At 60.2% G+C, this 20,452-nt stretch carries 15 protein-coding genes and 1 tRNA gene; 2 read left to right on the forward strand and 14 right to left on the reverse strand.

The features are described from left to right. The first annotated feature begins 50 nt into the window (after positions 1-50). Positions 51-127 (forward strand) — tRNA-Met (locus HFC70_RS13520). A 253-nt stretch (positions 128-380) separates the two neighbouring features. Continuing rightward, the gene (locus tag HFC70_RS13525; RefSeq protein ID WP_168473795.1) at positions 381-1,517 is read left to right on the forward strand and encodes a polysaccharide biosynthesis/export family protein; all 1,137 of its coding nucleotides are present in this window, start codon (positions 381-383) and stop codon (positions 1,515-1,517) included. On the opposite strand, the gene HFC70_RS13530 is transcribed toward HFC70_RS13525, so the two are convergent. The 14 genes from HFC70_RS13530 to tssA all read right to left on the reverse strand — a co-directional run bounded on the left by HFC70_RS13530 (position 1,514) and on the right by tssA (position 20,321). Beyond that, positions 1,514-2,431 carry a serine/threonine-protein kinase gene (locus HFC70_RS13530; protein WP_368669647.1) on the reverse strand — a complete coding sequence of 306 codons (918 nt, stop codon included), beginning with the start codon at positions 2,429-2,431 and terminating at the stop codon, positions 1,514-1,516. The genes HFC70_RS13525 and HFC70_RS13530 overlap by 4 nt on opposite strands. A gap of 1 nt (position 2,432) precedes the next feature. Further along, positions 2,433-3,854 (reverse strand): type VI secretion system-associated protein TagF, encoded by a 1,422-nt coding sequence (tagF, locus tag HFC70_RS13535; RefSeq protein ID WP_168473797.1) that lies wholly within the window; start codon positions 3,852-3,854, stop codon positions 2,433-2,435. Between the two features lie 10 nt (positions 3,855-3,864). After that, positions 3,865-7,350 (reverse strand): type VI secretion system membrane subunit TssM, encoded by a 3,486-nt coding sequence (gene tssM, locus HFC70_RS13540; protein ID WP_168473798.1) that lies wholly within the window; start codon positions 7,348-7,350, stop codon positions 3,865-3,867. Then, entirely contained in the window at positions 7,347-8,894 is a 1,548-nt protein-coding gene (gene tssL / locus HFC70_RS13545; RefSeq protein ID WP_168473799.1) for a type VI secretion system protein TssL, long form, read from the reverse strand. Before tssL ends, tssM begins: the two co-directional genes overlap by 4 nt. Beyond that, positions 8,891-10,231 carry a type VI secretion system baseplate subunit TssK gene (gene tssK, locus HFC70_RS13550; protein WP_168473800.1) on the reverse strand — a complete coding sequence of 447 codons (1,341 nt, stop codon included), beginning with the start codon at positions 10,229-10,231 and terminating at the stop codon, positions 8,891-8,893. The genes tssL and tssK overlap by 4 nt, the downstream gene beginning before the upstream one ends. Further along, on the reverse strand, positions 10,221-11,417 hold the full coding sequence (locus tag HFC70_RS13555) for an FHA domain-containing protein (protein ID WP_168473801.1): 1,197 nt from the start codon (positions 11,415-11,417) through the stop codon (positions 10,221-10,223). The genes tssK and HFC70_RS13555 overlap by 11 nt, the downstream gene beginning before the upstream one ends. Beyond that, positions 11,407-12,423: a type VI secretion system baseplate subunit TssG gene (gene tssG / locus HFC70_RS13560; RefSeq protein ID WP_168473802.1), complete on the reverse strand. Its 1,017-nt coding sequence runs from the start codon at positions 12,421-12,423 to the stop codon at positions 11,407-11,409. Before tssG ends, HFC70_RS13555 begins: the two co-directional genes overlap by 11 nt. Positions 12,424-12,441: 18 nt before the next feature. Continuing rightward, positions 12,442-14,229 (reverse strand): type VI secretion system baseplate subunit TssF, encoded by a 1,788-nt coding sequence (gene tssF, locus HFC70_RS13565; protein ID WP_168473803.1) that lies wholly within the window; start codon positions 14,227-14,229, stop codon positions 12,442-12,444. After that, complete coding sequence (gene tssE, locus HFC70_RS13570) at positions 14,222-14,731, reverse strand: type VI secretion system baseplate subunit TssE (RefSeq protein ID WP_168473804.1); 510 nt, start codon at positions 14,729-14,731, stop codon at positions 14,222-14,224. Before tssE ends, tssF begins: the two co-directional genes overlap by 8 nt. After that, the gene (locus HFC70_RS13575; RefSeq protein WP_168473805.1) at positions 14,724-15,554 is read right to left on the reverse strand and encodes a type VI secretion system accessory protein TagJ; all 831 of its coding nucleotides are present in this window, start codon (positions 15,552-15,554) and stop codon (positions 14,724-14,726) included. The genes tssE and HFC70_RS13575 overlap by 8 nt, the downstream gene beginning before the upstream one ends. Then, positions 15,551-16,936 carry a type VI secretion system contractile sheath large subunit gene (gene tssC, locus HFC70_RS13580; RefSeq protein WP_168474016.1) on the reverse strand — a complete coding sequence of 462 codons (1,386 nt, stop codon included), beginning with the start codon at positions 16,934-16,936 and terminating at the stop codon, positions 15,551-15,553. Before tssC (HFC70_RS13580) ends, HFC70_RS13575 begins: the two co-directional genes overlap by 4 nt. Positions 16,937-17,046: 110 nt before the next feature. Continuing rightward, a complete protein-coding gene (gene tssC, locus HFC70_RS13585) occupies positions 17,047-18,528 on the reverse strand; it encodes a type VI secretion system contractile sheath large subunit (RefSeq protein WP_168473806.1) in 1,482 nt (493 codons plus the stop codon). A gap of 113 nt (positions 18,529-18,641) precedes the next feature. Continuing rightward, positions 18,642-19,166, reverse strand: coding sequence for a type VI secretion system contractile sheath small subunit (gene tssB, locus HFC70_RS13590; RefSeq protein ID WP_168473807.1), 525 nt, complete (start codon positions 19,164-19,166; stop codon positions 18,642-18,644). A gap of 87 nt (positions 19,167-19,253) precedes the next feature. Next, positions 19,254-20,321, reverse strand: a complete 1,068-nt coding sequence (tssA, locus tag HFC70_RS13595) for a type VI secretion system protein TssA (protein WP_168473808.1) — start codon at positions 20,319-20,321, stop codon at positions 19,254-19,256. Positions 20,322-20,452: the final 131 nt, after the last annotated feature.

Genomic DNA, 20,452 nt, shown 5'->3' on the forward strand with positions numbered 1-20,452 from the left:
CTAAAGCGGTCCTTTTGCGTTGCTAAAACAACGAAGCCCATAACAGTTAACGCGGGGTGGAGCAGCCCGGTAGCTCGTCAGGCTCATAACCTGAAGGCCGCAGGTTCAAATCCTGCCCCCGCAACCAGTTCACGCATAAAAGTATCTCCGCTCCCATCTGATGGGGGCGGTTTTTGCGTTTCGGGCCTGGGGACCGCTGTTCAGATTTCCAGAGCCAGATCTTTCGTCGATGGAAATGTCTCTTCGGTGCTTAGGTTGCCGATAAGCCACAGTTGCCGCCTTGAAGTTGTCGCAGGTGGATTTTTCTGGGCCTTTGTTATTGCCCAGTCTCCCAACGTGGGTACCTTGGCCATGAACAGAATCTTGCCAAAGGATACGTGATGCGAAAGCTTGCGCCCTTCATTTTTCTTGCATTCCTCAGCGGATGTAGCAGTCCGTCGGATGGGCCAACGGCGGGCGGCTTTTATAGCGCGACCGATCCCCGTACCAAGGAGCGTATCCCGGTGGTCCGGCTCGCGGATGCGCCGATGACACCCGTAACAGTCACCCCACTTTCTTATTCGGCGACGGATCGTGGTCTGGCCGTAATGAGGTCGTCGGGCTATTCGGATGTGCGAATGCGGCGCGGCGACGTGATCGAGGTTACTATTCTCGACACTGGCGAAGACGGGTTGTTTTCGTCGACCGACAGCAGGACGCTCAATCTGGGCCGTTTCACCGTCGATTCGTCGGGCAGCGTCACGCTGCCCTTCGTCGGTAAACAGCGCGTGGTGGATTCGTCGCCGGAGGCGCTGCAGGGCACCATCGTCAACGGCCTCAAAGGTTCGGCAGTCAATCCCCAGGCGGTCGTCACCGTTGTCGACCGGCCCTCGAGCGGTTTCACTGTGAATGGCGACGTGCGGTCAGCGGGTCGTTTCCCCTTGTCGGCGCGCAAGGAGAAGGTACTCGACGCGATCGCGCTTGCAGGTGGTGCCTCCGCAGCGCCCGGCGCTGCAACCGTCACCTTGATCCGCGGCAGCAAGCGCGCTACCGCACCGATCGAGCGGGTGCTGAACGACAGCAGCCAGAATGTTTATCTCCTGCCCGACGACCAGCTCTATATCGGCAAGGATTCCCCGACCTTCACGGCTTTCGGTGCGTTCAAAAGCGTCGGCGAATTCGAGTTCGAACCGGGTCAGCTGACCCTGATGCAAGCATTCAGCCGCGCCGGCGGTCTGCTTGACGATCGGGCTGATGCGCGCAACTTTTACGTGGTGCGCAACCAGACGATCCCCAGTGCCGTCGACAGCGCCAATGCTGCGAAAAATCCTGGTACGACCTATGTGTCGAGCAAGCCGGCTATCTATCGGGTCGACATGAAGGATGTCACCAATCTGGCTTTGATGCAGCAGTTCAAGATCATGGATGGCGATATCCTCTATGCCACCAATGCCAGCACGGTGGATTTCGCCAAGCTCTTCACGATCTACCAGAAAAGCGCCCCGACCGCTGCTGCCCCCCTGCCGGGCACGAACTAGGCGGGTTTGCTTTCCAGCGGAAGGCCGCGGAGCGCAAGCAACGCGGCTTTTGCATTCTTGGGACGCTCGTCCGGATTTCGGGCCGAAAGTTCATGGCCGAATGCGCTAAGCCGCGGCGCCGCGCCGACGGGGCCGTCGCAGTGGTTCAGCAACAGCAGCAGAAGCCGTCCGGCGGCATGCAGGTCTGTACGACCATCCACCGGCCGACCCGCGATCTGTTCCGGGGCCGCAAATGCCGGCTGGCCGGCGAAGGCAAGATCGAGCTCGCCATGCCGCCGTCCAGCTTCCATGGCAATGCCGAAATCAGCAATTTTCAAGCTGAGGAAATCACTGCCGTCGCATAGTAGATTGGATGGTGACAGATCGCAGTGGACCAGGTGTCGCTCGTGGATCGCCGCCAGTCCGGAGAGCACCGAGATCATGATGCCGGTAATGTCGCCAACCGATAACTGCCTTTGAGCAACACAATCTGAAAGAGTGCAGCCGAACCATTCCAGCACAAGGGCCGGTCGTCCGTCGGCAAGCCGCAGAAGCGTCTGGGTCGCCAGAATCTGCGGATGCCGCAGCAATACCCCGACCTCCGCCTCCCGCAGAAGAAGCCGTCGCGCAATGGGATCATGAGCCTGATCGGCACGCAGCACCTTGATCGCATGCTGCGTGCCGAGATCCCGATGACGGGCGCGAAACACTTGCGTCACGGCGCCGTCATGGACGAGTTCTTCAAGCGTGAAGGTATTTGCGATAATTTCGGTGGATCGCGTCGTCAGCCGACTTTCGCCACGGTCGAGCGCGTCGCGGACTCGGTCCAGCAGAATTGCCCTGGTCTCGATCTGTCGCAGGTGCGAGCCATCATGAAGGAGGGCCTTCCAAAGCGCGGAAAATCTCTCGGAAATTTCGTCCAGTCCGCTTTCCACGTCATCCGACATTGACGGTCATCACGTCGATTACCATGGCACTGAGGTTTTCTCGGCAATTGGCGATCAGCGCCTCCTGGCACAGAATGGCAGCGGCGTGGTCGAGGTCGGTCGATAACAGGATTTCGGCAATACCGCGTTCCGGCAATACCCTGGTGAGAGGATTGCTGCACAACAGGAACCGATCGCCTTTCTGGAGCCGGTCCACAAGCATTTCAGGCATGAGCTGGCCTTGCAGCCCGATGCCGCGCGACAATCGGCGCCGCAGTCCGATTTTCACATGATCTCGGGTCAGGCAACGCATCAAGCCGTCCCGCACGATATAGCAACGGGCGTCACCGGCCCAAAGGACGGCGAAGTGCTGGTCAACACTTGCAAGAGCGACCGCTGCGGCACGGGGAACATCGGGATCGGATGAATAGTAGGCTGATTGCAGCAGGCCATGGGCTCGGCCAAACTTGCCTTTGATGGTTTGTGCGAGCGCTTCGATCGACTCTTGGGCCGTGGTTTCTCCGAGCACGGTTGCAACGACCCGACCAGCCTCGACCGCTGCGCTGTTATCGCCCACGCCGTCTGCAATGGCAAACAGGGTCGGGTTTTCCTGGGCAGTCAAGGCATCCCCGTTCAGCAATAGGCGCGTTCCGGGGTGACTGGTTACGCTGTGGCGCAGCGTCCATCGCGGCGGCTGACCCAAAGTTAAGCGTTCCTGCCGAACCACCGGCTCAGGATGCACGACAGATCGTAGCACCGGCGTAGCCCCTTTCGAGGTCACAGGGCGGACGGCTGGCGCCACCGACGGGGAAGAGGTCTCCGGCCCAACAAGCCTCAAGAAATCCTTGGGCTCAGGGGGGCCGGCGGTTTGGAACTCTCTGACCATGCGGTCTTGCGGGTCGATCCGCCACCAACGTGTGCCCGGTTTGGCGGAGTTATAGCTTAAGTGGACGTCCATATCCGCCGGTCGCAGGCTCCTTAGCCGTTTCAGGCTGGCGGTGAAGGTGCCGACGTCGAATGAACTCAGGCCGGATGTTTCGGCGATCCCTTCGATGGCGACGAACCACGTATCGTCTCGGCAAAGGCGCCGGATGTCGCCGGAAAAATCATGGATCTGCGCCGCGATGACCAACGGAAAGCTCCGTTCGACACGGTCGCGGCTCGCCACGATCACGCCGGCGATCACGGCTGGGGCCCATAAGCCCCGGTCAATCACGAAACGCCAGGCCGGCATCGCCCGGAACCGCTTTTCCCAATTGGTGCCCGGTTCCTGCATGAGTTGCAGGCCGGCTTGCAGCCAAGAATCGATGGCGGCCTGGACATGGCGGCTGAGACCGGTTGCGACGAAATCGCCATGGCTCGGCAGCTTCCCGAAAAAGCCGATCCGATCGGCATCCGGAGTATTCTGTTCAAGGGGCGCGCGCTCGCTCATGGCCGTCTGCTCAAAACTGGGTCGGGCAGGAGAAGGCGTCGAGCGCCTCCAGCCTGAACGGATTGAGCACGGAGCCGAACTGTACGTCGAATTCTGCTGTCTGGCCGTTTTGCTGGAATTTTGCCCGGAATAGATCGTCCCCTTTGATATCGATGTCGGCACCGTCGAACAGGCGGAAAGGCGACCAGTCGCCATTCTCCGTCATTGCCTGTTGCAGCCCGCCGGGCTGGAAGGCGATGGACGACGCCTTGCTGGCTTCTGTGGTGGGCCAGGCGATAGACTTTGCCTGTATGCGGCCGTGAAAATACACCAGCCTCACCCCTTCAATTTCCAGCATGACCGCACTTGAACTGTCGGTCAGCGAGACGGGCTTAACGTTAATGGCGATCGACGGACTTTCGCTGCCGGCGGGAAAGAAGGCGCGGTTGATCTTGTCGGCATTCTCAAACTGGGCAATCGCTTCGCTTGGAATGCTGTCGGCACCGAATGTGCCTTTCCAGCCCCATGGCGAGGACACTGTATCGACAAAAGCTGCAAGCTTCTCATTGAAGAAAGTTTTGAACAAACCCTGCGGCCCGAACAGCCGGACGAAGTCGCTCATGGCAACGTCGCGAGGCGATTGCCGGTCGAAGGGGTATCGGCCGTTGACCACATTGGAACAAAAGTCCGCGCCATCTGCGTCCCAGGCATTACTGATGCGACTACGGGCGGACTTCACCGCCAATGCCCCGACATCGGCGGCGGTGCTGGCGAGCCAGGTATCGAGCGGCGGCGGCAGCTGACGTGCCTGCTGTAGCAGGGTCTGGTTGGCGTCGGTCAGCCGGCTGTCGACATCAAACACCTTCGCAACTTCGGCTGTCGAGGTGGCAGCGCGCGACAGTTGCTCGTGCAGGTTTTGCAGCAAAGGTGCCAGCTGCTCGATCTGCGATTTGGGCGGGTCCTGACCCGGAACCGCCGCCTGGGTCTGGTTTGCTGGTCGATCCAGAGCTTTCCTAAGGTTGCCAAAGAGATCCGGCGCATTTGCGGCAGATTCCAATGCCGAGGCCGCGGCTTCCGCACTGCCACCGACAGAAGCAACCTCGGCGGTTTGAGCTCGCAGATCGGCAGTCGCGACGATGGATTGGGCGATAGCTCCAATTGGGCTCGGTTCACTGGCAAGGATGCGGGTCGTCTCTGCCGCATCGGCTACTGTCTGGGACGGCTTCACCCTGATATCCTGCAGGTTGGCGGTCCACTGCTGCTCGAAATTGTTGAAATAGAGTTGCAAAGCGGCTCTTTCCGTAGCTTCAAGCGTTGCGCCGGCCGGATTCTCTACACCTCGTACCCATTGTTCATTCAAGGCTTCACGGGTTGCCTCGGAAATTTTCGGCAGTACCACCGTGCGATAACCCGTGCTGGAGAAAAAGCCCGGAAGACTGTCGCCGAGCGGCTTTTTAGAGACCCTCTCGAAAGCCTGTTCACCAAGCGGACCAAGGGCGCCGGCTGCGCTCCAAGCTGGCAACGAGCGCACCGCGCGATAATCGGCCAGGATGTCATAAGCCCGGCCGGCAATGCCCTGGGAGGCAATGGTCTCGCGTGCTTCGGCGATCAGGTTCGCATCGAGCTCGATGGGGGGCAGAACACCTGCGGTCATCGCTTCGGCATGGTCAACCAATGCGGCGCGGGCCGCCGCGCTCCCTTCGTCCGGGTAAAGCGCAGTGAACATGTCTTCGGCTTCCAGAGACACGAAGTCGGGGTTGATCGGCCCCAGTCCGCCGAGCATGCCATAGAGCTTCAAGGCGTTGAATGTCTTGGCCAGGTCGGTTCCGTCGGTCATATCCTTCTGCAGCTGCACCAGCATGCGTGGCAGAAAAAGCGTGTTCAGCGCGCGTTGATAGGCCTCCCGTTGGCGGCCCGCGACCTTGCTTCCCTGATCTAGACCGAAACTGACTGGCCAAACGCGCTTGTTCGAAAATTCGGTGTTGACCGCCGCCAGATTATCAAGGGCGGGAAGAATACGCAGGAAGTCGGTATCGTTGACATCACGCACCGGTACCCCACGCACCAACTGTTCATAGGCATCGATGCGCCGTTCGGCTCTGGCGAGCGCCGACGTGTTGTCGAAATAGGCAAGTGTCCAGCTGGTGAGCACGACTGCCAGCACCACCATGGCGCCGGCATAGGCGGTGCGGCGCAGGAAAAGCTGACGACCGGAGAGGCGCTTGTCGCGCGACACGAGCGAAGCCTCGTCGAAGATGACGTCCTTGAACAGGCGGGACAGGAAGTAACTGCGCCGCACACGGGACGCGGATGTCCTCTCGGGGTTTTCGCTTTCCACCTGGGTGCCGGAAGCGAAATAAATGCCGCGCAACAAAGGCGGCTCAACGAGCTTTGAGCCCGAGCAAAGCTCGTTGACGACATCGTTCAGTCGCTCACCGAGTGCACTGAGTTCAGCCGGAAACCGGAAGATCCTGCCCCGCAGCTCTGGATCGGGCTCCTGCTGCAATCGCTCGATGAGCATTGCGCCCACCCGTTGCTGCAGCAAGCCGAATTCTTCCGTGAAGCGTTCCGGCAGCTTGGCGGCGTCGTAGCTTTCCTCAAGCCCAAAGGTGGTGCCCCAGACCTGCTCGCGATCGGTTTTGTTGAACCCGTCGAAGAATTCGACGAAACCGGTCAGCAGGTCGGTCTTGGTCAGAACCAGATAGACCGGCACGCGAGCCTGAAGGTGTTCGTCCAGTTCGGACAGCCGCTGGCGAATGGCGCGGATTTCCTCGCGTTGTGCCTCGGCGTCGCGGGTCAGCAGGTCGCCGATCGACAGGGTGACGAGCGCACCATTGATCGGCTGGGCGCGGCGGTATTTGCGCAGCAGGCCAAGGAAGCCTTCCCAGCCGGCCTTGGCCGTGCCGTTCAGGTCGTCTTGGGTCGTATATCTTCCGGCGGTGTCGATCAGGATCGCCTCGTCGGTGAACCACCAATTGCAGTTGCGCGTGCCGCCAATGCCCTGCACCGAATTGCTGCCCAAGGCATCGCCGAGCGGGAATTTCAGGCCGGAATTGGTAAGCGCCGTCGTCTTGCCTGAGCCGGGGGAGCCGAAGATGACGTACCATGGGAGTTCGTAGATATAACCGAACCGCTTCTTGGTGATGCGGCGCAGGATCTGCAGGGCTTCCTTCAACCGGTTGTGGATCTCTCCGACCTCGGCCCGCTGGGTGGCGAGCATTTCCGCCTCGGCATTCTGCTCGATACCCTCCACCAACTGCTTGTCGCGGCGGCGGTCGCGGATGACGGTGTAGACGAGATAAGTGAACCAGACAGCAATGATGGCGCCGATCAGCATCAGCCGGGAACTGGTCGATTCCAGCGGCCTGAAAGATCCATAAGCCGCCAGATAGCCGTAGAACCAGATGACGACGCAGATCGCCGCCACCCACATAATCGATATAAAGCGCCGGCCCAGCAGCCCAGCATAGGCCTCGACGTACGAACGCAGCGTATAAAAGGCGCTTAACGGGTTCATCGCGAAGCTCCTCCAGTGGTCTGGGTTTCGGGCGTGGGTTGTTGTCCGGCCTGCAGGGGCGGGCTTTTCAATCCGGCGTTGTTCAACCGTTCGGCCGGATCGGTCAGCACCAGGATTTCCGTGCGACGGTTCATCTCGCGGCCTTCGGGCGTTGCATTGTCGGCGATCGGATCGCTATCGGCGCGGCCCTCGGTGAGGATCGCGGCCTGCCCGGTGAAGGAGCCGAGGATCTCGCCGACAGCTTTGGCTCGGGCTTCGGAGAGATGCCAGTTGGAGGGAAATTGCACGGTGCGGATCGGAACGTTATCGGTGTAGCCGATGACGACGGCGCGGAACTTCTCCTCCGCCAGGGCTCCGCCGATCCGCTGGATCAGGTCACGGAAATCCGTGCTGACCTCGGCGCTGCCGACATCGAACAGGCCGGAATTGTTGATGCGGACCAGCAGTCGGCCGTTCGAATCAGACAGGTTGACGAGGTTCTTTTCGACTTCCGGCTGAAGGAAGGCGAGCAGGTTGTCAAGGCGGCTCGGCGGTGGCGGTTCCTGTCTCGGCGGAGGGGGCGCCGGAGGTTCGGGCTTGACATCGACGACCGGCAGTTCCGGTTCCATCGGCGGTTCGGGAGCCTTGATTAACACGCTCGGCGTCTCGCGGGGACCCAGATTGGCAAGCCGCTCGAAGGTACCGTCGGATGCCCGGTTGAGAGACAGTGTGAAGAACAGATAGCCGAGCGCGAACACCAGAGCGAGAACTGACAGCAGGGTCCAGAGCGCCACGGCGGTGCGCAGCGGCTTGTGGCGGGCCGAGACGCCCCGCCAATGGGGGGAGAGCTCCCGTTCGAAGACGCCATATTGGCCAAGCAGTGTCTTGTAGAGGCTGTCGCGGATGCGACCGAGTTCCAGATTGCCGCGCGGCGATACGCGCGTACGCCCCTCAAAGGCCAGCGACAGGCAAAGATAGATCAGCAGCAGCAGGTCCTTGTTGGCGCCCGGGCTCTGGTGGAAGTGGTCAAGCAGGTCAAACACCCGGTCGCCACCTGTGACATCCATGTGGAAGGTCGAGACCAGGCCGGATCTAGCCCACCCGGCGCGCACGCCCCATGGCTTGCTCAGTACGACATCGTCGACGGTCGCGCAGATCACATAATGGGCGGCGCGGGCGCGCTCCGGGCTGATCCGGCCGCTGGCGAGATCGCGTTCATATCGGCCAACGGCTTCGACGGCCACCCGCCTCAACTGGTCAATATCGGGCTGTTCCTCTGTGTGGCGCAGTGTATGAGCCAAGTTCAGCAGAGGCGCTGCGGAGCGCACCAGTGTCGGCACTTCATCGCCGCCGAAACGGAAATTCCTGACCAACGTCTCAACCGACCAGCCACCGGTGGCGAGGGGTTTCTCAGACGTGCCTGCGGTTTCGCCGTCGGGAATGTCGAGAACGTCGTCAAGCATTTCCGCCATCTTGGCAGCGGACTGCTTCTTCTGCGCGCCGGCCTCGGTGAGTTCGACGGTGGTAGGCAGGTTTTGCCAGGAGGATGCCGATTCGTTCTTCATTCTCTCAGGGCCCACAATTCCATTTCGAGCCCCGGGTAATCGCCTGCCAAATGCAGGGCGATAGCCCCTGAGGTCTCAAGTTGCTTCCAGAGCGGGTTCTTCGTGTCGAGTTCGAAATAGATTGTGCCGGAGCGATAAGGCAGCTGGCGTGGCAGCACCGGCAGCGGATGGACCGGAATGCCCGGCAGCGCCACGTTGACGAGGTCGGCAATGCGCTCCACCGGACCGACCTTGATCTGGGCCGGCAGCTTGCGCCGTACGTCTTCTGCCGGCATTTCCGCCCGGACGGCCAGCACGAAGCCCGCATCGATGAGCAGGGATCGGTCGTTGATTGTGCCCACGCGCACGCCATGGCGGCGCTCCGCCAGCTCGATCGGTACAGCCGCCTGTTCGAGAACAGCTGAGAGCGAAGCGCGCAGATCGTCAAACACGGCGGCAAAGCTGGCCTTCAGGTCCTCATGTCGATAAGGCGGAAAATCAGTCGCCCGCTTGCGATCCGTGGTGAAGGTGGCGAGTTCGCCGGCAAGCTGAATGCAGGTCTCGTAGAACTCGATCGGATGCATGCGGGACGCATTGACCGATATATGCTTCAGCATTGGATCGGCGCGGTTCAAGATCTGCAGCAGGAAATAGTCGCCGACCTCGGCCGTTCCGCGGATGGTCGGATCACCGATCCGTTCGGCGATCGCCTCGGCGCGATGCCGTACGATGCCGAGCAGTTCGGTCATCAGCTCGGTTAGCCGCGAGGCGGCTGCGCAATTGAGGCTGGGCGCAATGAATTCGGGATCGAGGATCACGGCCCGATCGGAGCGGACCTCGATGATGCGGGCGAGTCCGATCAACTCGTAGCCGGCCAATTCGTCGCCGGTCTTTAGATAACGCAGGCTGAGCCGGCTGACATCGATCGGCGCCATGAAATCAGTTTCGACATTGGCGTCGGGAGCCTCGTAGTTGGAGGCCACCAGACGCACGCTGTTGAATTTGGCGCCGCCGTTTAGCGCGACATCGGCCTTGCCAGGCTGGCGGGCGGGCAGGGCCAGATAGATCACGGCATTCTTGATGTTCTCGTCGAGATCGAGGGCCGGCGGCAAGTCGGCGTCGATGGGCGCCTCGAAGGGCGTGCCGTCGGGCATGATGCCGCGCAGGTTCGAAAGCGCAAACTGGCCGATGGCAAGAGCGCTGCGATCGATCCCGATTTCGCCCACTCCCCACGGATAGGGTGTAAGTCCGCGGGTGGTGGTTCGCACCAAACGCTCCGTCCAGCGGTCCGCCTGTTGGAAATGCTGCACGCGAAGGAACATGCCCTCGCTCCAGGCCACCCGGTTCTCATTCCTCATGATTTCGACCTTCCTGCGGTGCTGCGTGGGCGATGGGCACTGTGGTACCGTTGGTCCCTCGCATCATCGCTTCGCGAAAAACGTCACGGACAGACAGCGCGCCGCCGTTTCGTTCAAACTGGGCTCGGTAGGCCCGCCAATAGTCCCTGTTGCGACCAAAGCTCAGCAGCCGTCCGCCGGCATCGACGCGCGCTTCGAGAATACGCGGTTCCATGGCATGGCTGGCATGCTGCAGCAGGTTATCCAGTGCAGCGTTAAGGGCATTCTGACGCTGCAGCAAAGTTTCGACCCGCGCGATAAGGGGCTTGTCGCGGCTACCATCATGGCTCTCCGGATTGGCCTTCGGCGGGGGCGCTTCCATGTCGAAGATCCCGAAAGTGCTGTCGATTACTTCCTCCAACCTGTCCAGCAGGGGCTCGAGGCGCTGGCTAAGCTCTAAGGAGCGCCCGATCGTTAACGGCAGGTATTCTTCCGGCTCAGTTCCTGCTGACGGTGCGTTGTCATTGACAGTCTCCAGGGCCTCGACTGTGCGCGCGCGCGCGATCGGAACCGCAACATGAGTAGCCGAGCCATGTTCGAGATAGCTGCCATAGTCCGAATTGTCCTCAGCATTCCAGTCGTCGGGCAGCAGCTTGCTGGCGGTCTGGAGCTCCGGCGGGCCGCTCCAGCCAATTTCGACATTGCGGGAGGGGGCGGATCCTGCCGTCCGGCCCACCGGCGGCTCCAGCCAGTCCTCGGACGCCCGCTCGCCGAGAACGCCCGTGGCCATACGGCCGCCCCGCGAGACATCGGCCAGAATAGCCGAAATCGTCAGGTTCTCGTCGCTGAGTGTCAGTCGGCCATCCGGGTCATCGACATCATGGTGCGTCTCGCCCGAGATGTGGACAGAGAAAGCAAGTTCTCCGACCTCGAGACGCGACTGGTCGGAAAGCCTTGCCGTTTCGCCTTCATGGACGATAGTGCCGTCGACCTTGCAACCGTTGGCGCTCTGGTCGAGCAGCACGAAACCGTCGCGGTCGCGCTCGATGGTGCAATGGTGTTTGGAGATGGAGCGTTGCACCTCCGGCAGTTGCCAGTCGCAATCCGCTGCCCGGCCTAGCGTCCGACGGCCGCGTTCGAAATACCACTTGACCCCTTGGACCGGTGCCGTCTTGCCGCTGTCGATTGGTCTCAATTCAAGCCGCATGCTCGCCTCCTCTCGATGATGCCGGCAGGCGTTGCGCAATCACGGCATCGTCGCTGTCTCGAGACGCCGGCACCATGCGTGCCCAGCTGTTCCACCCGAGCCGCGGCGGATCGCCGGCACCCGTTTCAAGCTGGCAGAAAGGAATGTCTTCCTTCCTCAGGACAATTTGGATATCGAAATCGAGTGCGGCGCCGACATAGAGCCGGGTCAGCGCAAAGAGTTCGGTAATGTTGCGGCCGCCAGGCGCAAGGGAAAGATAATCCCTATAACCAAGCGGCCCGACGATGACGCGGAAGCCGCCGCTGAAGTCCCGGATGGCGGCCCCCGCCGTCGCATTAACGCCCAGCTGCACACCCTGCGGCTGGGCCATGCAACTGCGGTCCTTCTCCGGGATGGTGAGCCAGCGGCCACGAAACAACTCTATCTCGACCGGCAGGCCGCTGAATTCCACCAACATGGCGCGAAGGTTTACCGAATTGCGATTTCGCGCCGCGAAGAAACCGGCAAAACGCAGCACGACGTCTTCGTCGATGCCGCTCTGCTGCGTCAGTCTTCGGGTGCCAAACCCGGTCAGGGCCTTTAACGTGGTGATGAAGGTATTGTCCTTGAGCTCGCCCCCCCAGCGCAGTCGCCGGGCAATTCGATATTTTTCGCAAGCATCGGCAAAGAGTTCCGCCATGCGGGCACTGAACAGATCGAAGAAGCTCGCAAGCGCCTTCGACCTGTTGCGCTCCTCGCGCATGATCAGTTCATTATAAGAAGAGGGCATAGAGCCGAGCGGGCCGATCAGCCCTGCCAGTGCGCTGCGCAAAGATGCGCGCCCGCCTCTAATCCTGAATCCGCTGACGGCAAGGGGGGCCGGTGAAACCCCCATATGGGAGGCGACATCAAGATCTCCGTCACTCGCTGCCTGCGCCACGCGAAATGCCGTCACCGGGTCGAAGCGGCCGGGATCGCGTTCGAGCAGGTCGACAAGAGCGTTGGGCTTTTGGGACATGAGATCCATCGGCGACGATCCTTCCCTTTACAGCAATGGGCGTTCGGCGGCGCGGGCCGGCCATGTTGCGATCGGCTTCGACTGACCCTTCATCGAGACGCTGAGCCGTGTGAAGCTGTTTATCGACGTGTAAAGGCTGAAGAAGCGGTCGAGCATTGCGCCGAACAGGAAGGCCGAGGGCCGATCTATCCCGACGGGATCGAATTCCAGTTCTATGTCCGTGCCCGGCACCATACCGCCGCTGCCGCTGCCGAGCCGTGCGGTAGAATTTTCGGCACGGATGCGGATCAGTGCATCGACCAGCTGCTTGGTCTCCGGGTTGTCGCGGAAGGCATAAAGCGACAGGATGTCCTTGAGTGCCGCCCCGCCATTGTCGAACAGCGAGAGGTGATTGAGCAGCAGATGCGACATCAGCCGCCAGTTCCGACCCTCCTGGTCGTTCATACGAACCGCAGCTGTCGGGGGTAGCAGCGCTTCGACTCTGGCGATCGCCTCGTGGCCGGAGGCCAGTTGCAGATGGGGATGGCCACCGCCGAAGGGCAGCTGTTCCGGCAGGTCGCGGTTGATGCAGAGGGTATCGATACTGGCAACCGAGTCGATTGACCCGGTCACGCGGCGATCACGGTCAACAAAAGCGATCTCAATGTCGCTGGTGCCGTCGTCCTCGTCGAAGCGGCGATAGGCTTGCCAGAATATTGTGCTGTTGCCGGCCCGCTGCGAGCGGCCAAAAAAGGGTTGGCAGAATTCTTCCTGACCGCGTGCACCGGTCAGCAGCACGCGGTCGATCGAGTAGATTTCGCGGGTCTTCTGGCGCCTGGCGTCCGGCAGTAGGCGGTATTCGGTTCGGGTCCCATCAACGGATATCGGTTCGCATGTCTGGCGAAACAGGTTGACCACCGGTGTGGCGTTGAGCGCGAAGTCGCGGGCGGTGACCACGCGTTCAAGCTTTGCGTCCGTCTCCTTGAGGTAGACGAAAATCTCCATCGCCTCTCCGCTCCAGGCGTCAAGGCCTTCAATGTCAAGAAACAGGAACTTCTGCGGCAGGGCAAAGAATTCGGTCAACAGCCGATAGCCGATGAAGCTTGGAGCTGGATAGGGCAGCATGGCCTGTTCCGGCTCAAAACCGACCGGTTTGATGTTCCTTGCCGGCAGGAAAACCGGTGCCGGGTCGTCGGCATGCCGTGCAAGGGCTATGCCGAGCGTATTGTTGGCAAGGAGTTCGTAGAGCACCACAGCTTGTTGCCATGGCGACGAAATATGCAGGCGCAGCCGGCCGACGCCGAATTCTCCCATCGGTTTGCGGGGATCAATCGAGCAGATTGACAGCCGAAGGCAGCCGGCGGCGCCGGCATAGGGCGACAGCGGAGCGTTAATCGGCTGCCCGGACAAATTCGCTGCGGCAATTTTGATCGGTGCGATCTCCACATCCTGAGTGGTCCTGAAACGGCAAACCTCTCCGGCAACCGGCTCGGCCAGGATTTCCGTATGCCGCGGCACGATTTGCATCGAGTCCAGCGTTTCGCTGGGCTGGAAACGCACGATGCTCATCGAGGGCAGGGGCGCCAGATAGTGGGGATAGAGGGTCTCCAGCAGGCCGTCTGTCAGCTCGGGAAACTCGTCGTCAAGTTTCTGGCGCACACGGGCTGCCGAATAGGCAAAGCTCTGGATCAGGCGCTCGACATGGGGGTCGTCGGCGACTTCGCCGGTCATACGCAGGCGACCCGCAATCTTCGGGAAGGCATCCGCAAAGCGAGCGGCACGGCGGCGCAGCGCCAGCAACTCGTCATTGTAGCGGTTGAGAAAGCCTTCAGCCATTGGTCGCCTCCACCAGGAAGCGTTGCGTCGAAGGGTCGATGGTTGATTCGAAACTGATCGGTGGCATGCCTTCATGCAGACGGAAGGTCGCCTGGATGCGCATACGGAGCGCTCGTTCCGTCATGGTTCGGCTTTTCAGGATGGTCACCCGCACGTCGGAGAGCCGTGTCTCGAACAGCGAGATGCGCCGTTCGATCATCCGCGCGAGCTTGAGTTTCGCCTCATCGGTGACGAGATTGGCCGAAATCATGCCATCGACACCGTAGCTCACCAAGGCATCCTTCAGCTCGGAAAGCCCTATTGGAGGTTCGTTCGGGCTGCGACGTGTGTTCAAAAGCGCCTCCAGATCGCGACGGATCGATTCGCGCACTTCGCGGATCTGGTCGGCCACGCTCGCGGGCGGGTCGATCATCCTATCCGGCGCCTCGTCGATCAGCCTGTCGAGAATCGAGCGGGAGAGAACGCGGTCTCGGGGACGGTAACGGTCGAGGGGATCAGCCATGGGCAACCTGCTTCCGGACGGTGGCTGCAGGAATCGCTTCCACTGTTTTGGTGTCATGGAACGAAACAAGCTCATCGCCGGCGAGGAAACAACGCTGACCACGACCCGTCGTGATGCCGGTAGGCTCGTTGATCCAATCGGTTTCGCGGCCGAGCCGCAGAGCCATTTCCCCTGCCATACCGTGATAGATCGCCGGCAGCAGGACTGGTGCCACGGCGCCGTCGTTCAGCGACAGCTCGCCACGGCGGAAGGCAAGGTCGCGGGGTCGGGCGATCGGTTCGAGGGTCAGTGCGGCGATCTTGGTGAAATCGACCCAAAGATAGGCGCCGCCGGTCATGATCACCTCGAGCGCATGGGGGATCCGGTCGTCAAGATCGCGAAAATCGGCAACCTGTTTGCCGTTCCAGATCAGCGTGCACTCGCAGCGGCGCTCATCGAGCGAGGTCAAGGTCGCCTTGGAATTCTCGGCATCACCCATGCGATGGGCAATGCCAAGCTCGATGGCCAGTTTGTCGAGATCGCTTGGCCCTTGTGGAAATTCCGGCACCGCGCCGCTGGCAAACCAGGCGTCGCGGGCAGCCATGCCGCGGAGTTCGTTGCGCAGCAATGCAAAGCCCATGGTCGCATCCGGCGCGAACGTAACGGCGACGCTACACTGGTTGTCGGCGCGTTCGTAATCGCCTTGAAGCACCAGAAGGTCGATATAGAGATGTCGCGCTTCCTGATCGGCAGGGTTGGATTTCAAATGGGCCTTGGCCTCACCGAGCGCTTCTTCGAGCGTGTTTTCGCTAATCAGGCGGGCGATGCTTTCGGAAAGCGTCATGCGGACATCCTTTCGGGCATGGCGACAGGGCGATTGATCTGACCCGTAGTCGCGGTCTCTGCGATGAGGTGGAAGCTGGTGGATACGTCATCAAGCTGAAAATGCGGCTGCAGGCGCACGGTACAGGAGAAGGTGCCGGGCTTGCCCGGAACCTCCATGACGGTGATGCCGGCAGACCGTAAGGGAAAGCGGGTCCGCAGCGACAGATCGGCATCGTCATTGCCCAGGGTGTAGCCGGTCAGCCAGTCCTCCAGTTTCCGCTGGATGGAGATGGCATCGGACAATTGGCCAATCTCGTCGCGCATGATGACCTTGAGATAATGTGAGAAGCGTGAGGCGCAGAGCACATATTGGAGCATGGCGGCGAGCTGCGCATTCTGCCGGGCATGCTCGTTTGAATAATGCGGCGGTGCGTGAAGCGACTGGTTCGAATTGAAGATCGCGAAGGCCGACAGATAGGTGGCACCGACCGGGATCAGGCCGAGATCGCAGAACTGCTGTTCCTGAATGCTGGTCAGGCGAATTTCCACCGGCGCTTGAGCGGATAGACCTTGGCTTTCAGTGCCGAAATCATAAGGCTGGAGCTGCACCGGGCTGAGCAAGCCGCCATCCACTTCGTCCTGGGTAGCGCCGCGGATATCGGCGAACCAGCCTGACTCGATAAAATTCCGAATGACGATGGTGGCGAAAGCAAAGGCGCCGTTGCCCCACAACAGGGATCTGCCATCGGCAGCGATCTCTTCGCGAAACGGGAACCCGTCATCGCGGTGGCGCGCATAGGGTTCAAACGACCCACGCATGAGGATGCGAGGGGCGACTAGGCCAAGAAACCGCGAATCTTCTCGAGACCGAAGGCTGTTCCACCTGATGCGCTTGGGGTCCCCCGACAGCCAGGAGAAATCCTTGACGCGGCCAAGTTCATGGAAATTTTCTAGCCCGAGGGCCAGGGCTGAAGCCCCGGCAACGAAAGGGCAAAAGGCGGCGGCTGACACCATGCCGAGCTGGGTTAAAGTACTAACCGCATCGCCGCCACGTGGTTCGTCGGGAGAGAAATGATAGTCACCGACGAGGAGCCCGTAAGGCTCACCGCCCGGCATACCAAATTCGCGGTTGTAAATGAGTTCGAAGAGATGGCTCTGGTCGAAATCCGAGGCTCGCTCCAAACTGCGGGCAAGCTCTTGCCATTCAAGACTGAGGATCTTCACCTTCACATCGCCGCCACGGCCTGCTTCGCGGACCAGCATGGCGACGCCGCGCCAGCGCGCTTCCATCGCCTGGAAATCGGGATGGTGCAGGATGGCGTTCACTTGCCGATTGAGCGACTCATCGATCAGCGCGATCAACTGGTCGGCCCGGCGTCTCCACTCTGTGCAAGAACACATCGTCGTCCTGGTCTCCGATCCATGGCAATTCAGGAGAATTCCGTCCGGAACTGCAAGAAACACAAGCAAGAAATCACGCACGGCGAGGGACCGCCGTGCGTGAAGTCGCATCAGGATTTGGAGGGGATCCGAGCGACCATCCGCAGGGAAGTCGTCAACTCCTCCATCTGCAGCCAGGGGCGCATCCATGCCACCGCGTTGTAGGCCCCGGGCCTACCCGGGATTTCCTGTACGGTAACCCTGGCATCGCGCAGGGGATATTTCGCTCGCGATTCCTCGCCGGCATTGTCATTGGCGTTGACGTAGTTGGAGATCCAGCGGTTGAGCCAGACCTCGCAATCCTCCGCTTCCATGAAGGAACCGATCTTGTCACGGCCCATCACCTTGAGATAGTGCGCAAAGCGGGACGTCGCCATCATGTAGGGTAGGCGGGCCGAGACAGCGGCATTGGCGGTCGCTTCCGGCCGATCGTAGAGTTTCGGCTTGTGGGCCGTCTGAGCACCGAAGAACACCGCATAGTCCGTGTTCTTGTAGTGGCACAGCGGCAGGAATCCGAGCTTGCCGAGTTCCGCATCACGACGGTCGGTAATGCCGACTTCCGTCGGGCATTTCAGGTCGAGGTCGCCATCGTCACTGGAGAAGATATGCATCGGCAGGCCCTCCACCTTGCCGCCGTTTTCCGCGCCGCGGATTGCCGTGCACCAGCCGCTCTTGGCGAAGGCTTCGGTGAGCCTCGTACCCATCACATATGCCGCATTCATCCAGCAGTAGCTGTCATGGGACAATTCACCGGTATTGGAACCGCCCGTTTCGTCATAATTGAATTCATCGATCGGGCTCGTTTTCGGACCGTAGGGCATGCGGGCAAGCACACGAGGCATGGCGAGCGTGACGAAGCGGGAATCGTCACTGTCGCGCAAACCGCGCCACTTGGCATATTCGACCGTCTCGAAGATCTTTTCGAGATCGCGTGGCTTGGCGAGCTCGCGGAAGTCTTCAAAGCCGAACATGCGCGGGCTGGCAGCGGAAATGAAGGGCGCAAAAGCGGCGGCCGCGATCATTGACACCCCTTGAAGCAATTGGACGTCGTCAAAGGAATTGTCGAATTCGTAGTCTCCGACCATTGCACCCATGGGCTCGCCGCCGGGCGTTCCGAATTCGTCTTCATAGACGGATTTAAACAGCCGGGATTGGTCAAACTCCACGGCTTTAGCAAGGTCCTTAGCAATCTCGCGCTTGGAAGCGTTCAAAACCCGGATCTTCAGGTTGATGCTGGTTTCGGAGTTTTTCACGAGATAGTTCAGCCCGCGCCAGCTGCCCTCCAGCTTGACGAATTCCGGCGCCTGCATGATCGCCGCCAGTTGGTGGGAGATCGTCTTGTCGAGTTCGTCGATCGCGTTGTTCAGCGTTACCGTGAGGTTGCGATCATAGGTTACCGTGCCCTTGAGGGCCTGATCCGTGAGGGTGCGCAGCAGATCCTGGGCGCGATTGGGTTCCGTCTGCCGGGTCGCTGCGACGACCCGCGACAGGAGATCCTGATCCGCAACGAATTCAGTCTGTTCATTGGTTTGCAATTGCGTGTCAGCGCTCATGTCTCAATCCTTTTCATAGAGCGGGCGATTTGGGGATGGCGTCCATCCCAGAAACCGATGCTCAAACAGATGGGGCAGGAATTCAGGGCGCGCTCGTTTGCGCGCGCCGGCACTCAATTGACGATGTCTGTCTTGTCTCCAGGCTTCATGCCGCCGAGCTGGGCAACCAACTCCGAAAGATCCGCCTTGTTCTGGAGGATGGCTTCGAGCAGCCGTTCCAGCTCCTCCGAACGGTCAGCCTTGCTCATCAGATCCCGCAACTCGTTGCGGGCATCGAGAAGGGCTTTCAGTGCAGGGATCTGGTTGACGACGGCGCCGGGTTCGAAATCGGCCATGCTCTCGAACTTCAATGAAACAGGAAGGCTCGTTCCGTCATTCTGCAGGGTGTTTTCGACGGAAAGTGTCAAACCCGGTGTCATGCGGCGCATGACGTCGTCGAAATTGTCACGATCGATCTGCACGAACTTGCGTTCGCCGAACGGCCTCAAGGGTTGGGTCGGATTTCCGGAGAAATCGCCAAGGACACCGACGACGAATGGCAGTTCCTTCACCACCATCGCACCTTCGGTTTCAACCTCGTATTTGATGTGGACCCGCGGTTTGCGAACCCTTTCCAGTTTTTCATGCACACTTGCCATCGGGATTCTCCTTCGTGCCATCGGCAGATTACGAATTCAGACTGTTTGCAGAATGCTGACGGGCGCGGCCCGCATGCTTGGGTGCCCTCAGCCTCCCCTGTTTTCGGGCGAGGGCTGGATGCCAGCTGCCGTCAGCACAGCATGTCGTGTGTGCTGTTCGGGCAAAAGCTCAGCAAGAAGCTCTGAAAAATCCATACGTCCCCGGCGAACTAGCGTTTCAATCGACAATGCAAGCGGTGAATGCGGTTCGTTACGGCGGAAATAACGCGCGACAGTGGCTAAAAGTTCAAAAGCCTCTTCGCGAGACCGGATGGTGTCCGCAGTGATGGGCCGCGCGTGCGCTGCCTCTTCAACCGTCTCGTTGGAATTGGCCGGATGCAGGTCGGTCTTGGCTTGGCTAGGCGCTTCAATCGTCAGCGTGTCGCAAATGCCGGAAAGAAAGCGGATTGCAGAAGCTGCCTCCTGCAACACATTGCGTGTATTGGAACTCGGCGGAGCCTGATTGCCGCAACGTTCGTCAAGTATAGTGACCATCCGGTCGAACGCTGCAATACACTCCATGAGAACGTTCAGCTGCGCTGACATATGCGCGACACCGGCCTCGGCGGCGGCCTGCTGCAATTCCTCCAGCCGTTCCGTCTCGTTCGAACGCTGGCCGAGTTGGAAATCCCATAGGGACAACTGGGCAAATTTGCCGCCGGGGATCAAGGATGTCAAACGGATGGCTTGGATAATCGCGCCTTCGCCCCCGATGCCGTTTAGACCGGACAGCGGTGCGAAACGTTCCTCGAGATCGTCGTCGCCGATCGAGTGAAGCAGATCAAAGTAATTGTCTAAAAGCGACACGATTGCACCGTATACGTCCCGTAAACCCTCAAAACCGCGCAGCCGCAACTGGGCCTCGGCGAGCCAGGCCAATACTTCGATGTCTTTGCTTTCCGAAGATAGGATCTGCAATCCTAGATTGTTTACATCATGCCAGGCAGGTGAAAGCCCAATAGTTTCACCTGGGACTATACCGCGTTCTGAGGTCCGCGCAGTGCTTCTGGCATCCTTAATTCTATAGTATAGTTCACGTGACACAGTACTGATGCGCACGTTTTTTCCGCACGGACCGTCTTTTTCTAATGGATCTGCGATTTTTAAAACATTCACGTCTTAAAATCCTCCAAAGTCAGAGCATAAGTTCGTGGTCTGTCATCATTTTGTCATCTAAAGACTTAGTTAGCGTTGCCATAAAGATGACTAAATTGAGGCAATTGGGGAAATGATTGTTTTTTTGAAAT

Origin of the sequence: Agrobacterium sp. a22-2 (genome assembly GCF_012276985.1) — a bacterium.
GTDB lineage: Bacteria > Pseudomonadota > Alphaproteobacteria > Rhizobiales > Rhizobiaceae > Allorhizobium.